General features: G+C 45.3%; 4 protein-coding genes. 2 read left to right on the forward strand and 2 right to left on the reverse strand.

Annotation, left to right across the window (positions count from 1 at the left end; genetic code table 11):
• Nucleotides 1-225 precede the first annotated feature (225 nt).
• Nucleotides 226-1,476 (forward strand): vWA domain-containing protein, encoded by a 1,251-nt coding sequence (locus tag IM319_RS18775; protein ID WP_287736556.1) that lies wholly within the window; start codon nucleotides 226-228, stop codon nucleotides 1,474-1,476.
• Between the two features lie 33 nt (nucleotides 1,477-1,509).
• On the opposite strand, the gene ruvX is transcribed toward IM319_RS18775, so the two are convergent.
• Together ruvX and IM319_RS18785 are read right to left on the reverse strand one after the other, a co-directional pair.
• Nucleotides 1,510-1,962, reverse strand: a complete 453-nt coding sequence (ruvX, locus tag IM319_RS18780; protein ID WP_287736557.1) for a Holliday junction resolvase RuvX — start codon at nucleotides 1,960-1,962, stop codon at nucleotides 1,510-1,512.
• Nucleotides 1,962-3,203 carry a GNAT family N-acetyltransferase gene (locus IM319_RS18785; protein WP_287736558.1) on the reverse strand — a complete coding sequence of 414 codons (1,242 nt, stop codon included), beginning with the start codon at nucleotides 3,201-3,203 and terminating at the stop codon, nucleotides 1,962-1,964. The genes ruvX and IM319_RS18785 overlap by 1 nt, the downstream gene beginning before the upstream one ends.
• A 90-nt stretch (nucleotides 3,204-3,293) precedes the next feature.
• Here IM319_RS18785 and IM319_RS18790 point away from each other — a divergent pair.
• Nucleotides 3,294-3,883, forward strand: a 590-nt coding sequence (locus IM319_RS18790) for an RNA-guided endonuclease InsQ/TnpB family protein (RefSeq protein WP_287736559.1), incomplete at its 3' end; no start/stop codon positions are given.

Here is a 3,883-nt window from a genome sequence, read left to right on the forward strand (position 1 = left end):
AACATCTCTATCATTGGCTCGGGCTACATCAAATGTTCCCAAAAAATATAGAAGAGCTAATGCAAATTAGCCGCTATCGGTTGAAGGATTACATCAAGGGACAAAGAGCTATATCGCTTGCCCTATCTACCTTCTAGCTCGCTTGTCCCCCTCTCAGGAAAATAAGCACAAATCTAACTATACTCATTACAATATAAATATCAACGACCACGATAAAAAACTCTTATGCGGGTAACTCTAAAATCGGCCTTGAGTGACAGTCATATCGATGCTAATCAAAGCAGCAGTCAACGTCAACTGATGCTCTCGATCGCCGCCACCAGTGAACAGATTAACACAAATTTACCGATTAATCTTTGTTTAGTTCTCGATCATAGCGGTTCTATGCAGGGAAAACCCCTAGAAACGGTCAAAAAAGCGGCCTTCAGTTTAATAGAATCCCTCGGGGTTAACGATCGTCTCTCGGTAATAGCTTTCGATCATCGCGCCAAAGTTATTCTTCCCTCCCAATCGCGACAGGATGATCTGACCTTAATTCGCTCAAAAATTCAACAATTACAAGCGGGAGGAGGTACGGCGATCGATGAAGGGATAAAATTAGGTATTCAAGAAAGTTCTACCGACAGCAAAGGTTATGTGTCTCATATTTTTCTGCTTACCGATGGTGAAAATGAACACGGAGATAATCAACGCTGTTTAAAGTTAGCCGCAGTAGCGGCTGAGTACGGTATCACCTTAAATACCTTCGGTTTTGGCGATCATTGGAATCAAGATATCCTAGAAAAAATTGCCGATATCGCTGGCGGAAGTTTATCTTATATCGAAAGACCCGAACAGGCTTTAATTGAATTTACTCGTCTATTTAACCGTTTGCAATCTGTCCGGTTAACTAACGCTTTCCTGCAATTAGAATTAGATGCTCGGACTCATTTAGCGGAGTTAAAACCCATTGCCCAAGTTGCCCCAGAAACCATAGAAATGACCCTACAAAAAGAGGGCAATTTTTACATCACCCGTTTGGGTGATTTAATGATAGATGAAGAAAAAATTATCCTCCTCAATCTCTATATCGACCAAATTCCCCCCGGTACTCACACTATAGCTCAGGTGAAGATTCGCTACGATGATCCCGCTTCCGGTCAAAAAGGGCTAGAAACTGCGACTATTAGCCTTAATATCGCATCCCAAGCTATCTATCAATCCCAATTAGACGAGCAAGTTCAGAAATCGACTCTGACTTTAGCCAAATATCGTCAAACCCAAATCGCTGAAGAAAAATTAAAACAGGGCGATCGAGCAGCCGCCGCCACCATGCTACAAACCGCGGCCAAAACCGCTCTACAATTGGGAGAAAAAAACGCCGCCACTGTCCTCCAAACTAATGCCACCCGTTTACAGGTGGGAGAAGAATTGAGCGAGGGAGATTTAAAGAAAACCCGCATTATTGCTAAAACAAGACTACAAACCGATGGTTGACATCCTCACCACCGTAAACGGACGGCGAGGATGTCAACGAGTTTCCCCTAAAACAACATTATTAACTCGCCGTCGGCGATCGAGCCATTGTTGTAAAATAATCGCCGCCGCTTCCCGATCGATCGCTCCCTTATCCCAAGAGGAAAACTGTTTTTTGGCTTTTAAGAATTCTTCCGCCTCTAGGGACGTGCAACGCTCATCAATGTATTCGAGGGGCAAATCCAAGGCTATCCCTAGTTTCTGGGCGTATTTTTGCACCTGTTGGGCCTGAAATCCTAACTCTCCGGCCATGGTATAGGGCAGTCCCGCCACCAAAATCTTAATATTTCTTTCCTTGACAATTGCCTCAAACTGTGCCACGTCGGCAACAAAAGAAGAACGGATAATCGTGATTAAACCGGTGGCGATTAAACCTGTGCCGTCACATCCTGCCACTCCTACCCGTTTTTTACCGATATCTAAGCCTAGGGCAGCGACCCTTTCCATCACACTGGATGCCCCTGATCGGGGGGGTCCGAGGGCGGTTTAACTGGGGGAAGTTCCCCCGGACTGTCGAGGGGGTCCAGAGGGGGATTATTGGGCCATTTTAACCAAGACATCCGACTAGGGATGGGAGTGCGCGGCACCGGTTGTAAACCCTGCAGCATTTCTGCTAGGGCGGAATTTTCCGGCTTAGTTTCGCGGATTTTGTGCCATACCGAGCGCGACATCATCAGGGTGTGGGAACTGCGGATCGCTCCCAATTGTTCCAGATATTCCCGTCTTTCGTGCTGATAATCGGCAGATATCAACTCTAGCGAGCGAGGGGGATACTTGCGAGTGATCTGGGCCATCTGGATTAATAACTTAGGATAGAGCCAAGTGTAGGCGGGATGGACAATTAATTTCGCTTGATGGGGTCGCTCATCCCGATTAGATAGAATTAATTCAAAATAACCGATCGCCGCTTTTCGTTGTGGTTCAAAAACGTAACCGCGACTAATTTGCGGACTGCCGCACCAACTTTGACAGCGATAGAGCAAACTATCAACTAAATTGATTTTAAAATCCTGGATATGGCGATCGAATACCTGACGCAGTAGCGGCGGCATAGACACACAATCTAACTGATAAAGCAATTGAGCGTCAGCATTGCTCACGGGCAGTAAATTCGGTAAATCTGGCTCTTGTTTCGCCAATTCCTGTAATAATTGCGGCGGTAAAGACCAATAGGTTAATTCCGCCAAAGGCTGAAAACCGTGTTGCCGGAAAAGTGCCAAACTGTCCTTTTGATTGATATTAACCTCTAACACCCAGGTGCGCGCTTCCCAAACCGTTTCTAGACAATAACGCAGTAATTGCGCCCCGATGCCCTTGGGTTCGCTTAAAGACTCCGCCAGATGCACCCGCACCTGTTCCACCCGCCAAGTGCTGCGACTACTATTAAAAGGGGTGACTTGGATTGCCCCGCGAATTTTCCTTTCTTCTCCCCGATTGGCCATGGACTCGGCCACATAGACATGAAAACGGTGTTGGAGAGGATTAGGAAAAAGACTGAGAATTTTAAACAACCCAAACCAAGGCCGCACCTGTTGCACCTGCGTGCGGAAATTTTGGGCGCGACGATCAATATCCTCATCGAAGTCATCCAGGGTTAAAGCTTCAATGTCTTCCAAATCCCGATATTGTACGGGACGGATCGGGCGATCGCTAAAATCGTCCCCTTGGGGAACAGGAGAAGTGGTCATCGAAAATTTGGGTCTGAAACCCCGTCGTTCTACGACGGCTTTACCGTTAAATATTAGCACATTTACCAAATATATGCTAAAATGCTCCCCATGGAAAAAGCCTATTGGTTTCGATTTTACCCCACACCCGAACAAGAGTCGCTATTGCGGCGCACTTTGGGCTGTGTAAGATTAGTTTACAATAAGGCACTCCATCTCAGAACACAAGCATGGTACGAAAAGCAAGAAAGAGTAGGATATGCTGAAACCTCTTCAATGCTAACCGATTGGAAAAAACAAGAAGAATTAGACTTTCTCAATGAAGTAAGCTGTGTACCTTTGCAACAAGGGTTAAGACACCTACAAACAGCTTTCACTAACTTCTTTGCTGGTCGTACTAAGTATCCTAACTTTAAGAAAAAACATCAGGGAGGAAGTGCCGAATTTACCAAATCTGCTTTTAAGTTCAAAGACAAACAAATCTATTTAGCCAAATGCACAGAACCTTTACCTATTCGATGGTCAAGACAAATACCAGAAGCTTGTGAACCAAGCACAGTAACAGTCAGATTACATCCTTCTGGACGCTGGCATATCTCAATAAGATTTGATGACCCAACAATTAAGCCATTACCAGTAACAGATAAAGCCATCGGAATTGACTTAGGAATTAGTAGCCTTGTGATTACCAGCGATGGTGA

The organism is Microcystis sp. M113S1 (assembly GCF_020246945.1).
Lineage (GTDB): Bacteria > Cyanobacteriota > Cyanobacteriia > Cyanobacteriales > Microcystaceae > Microcystis.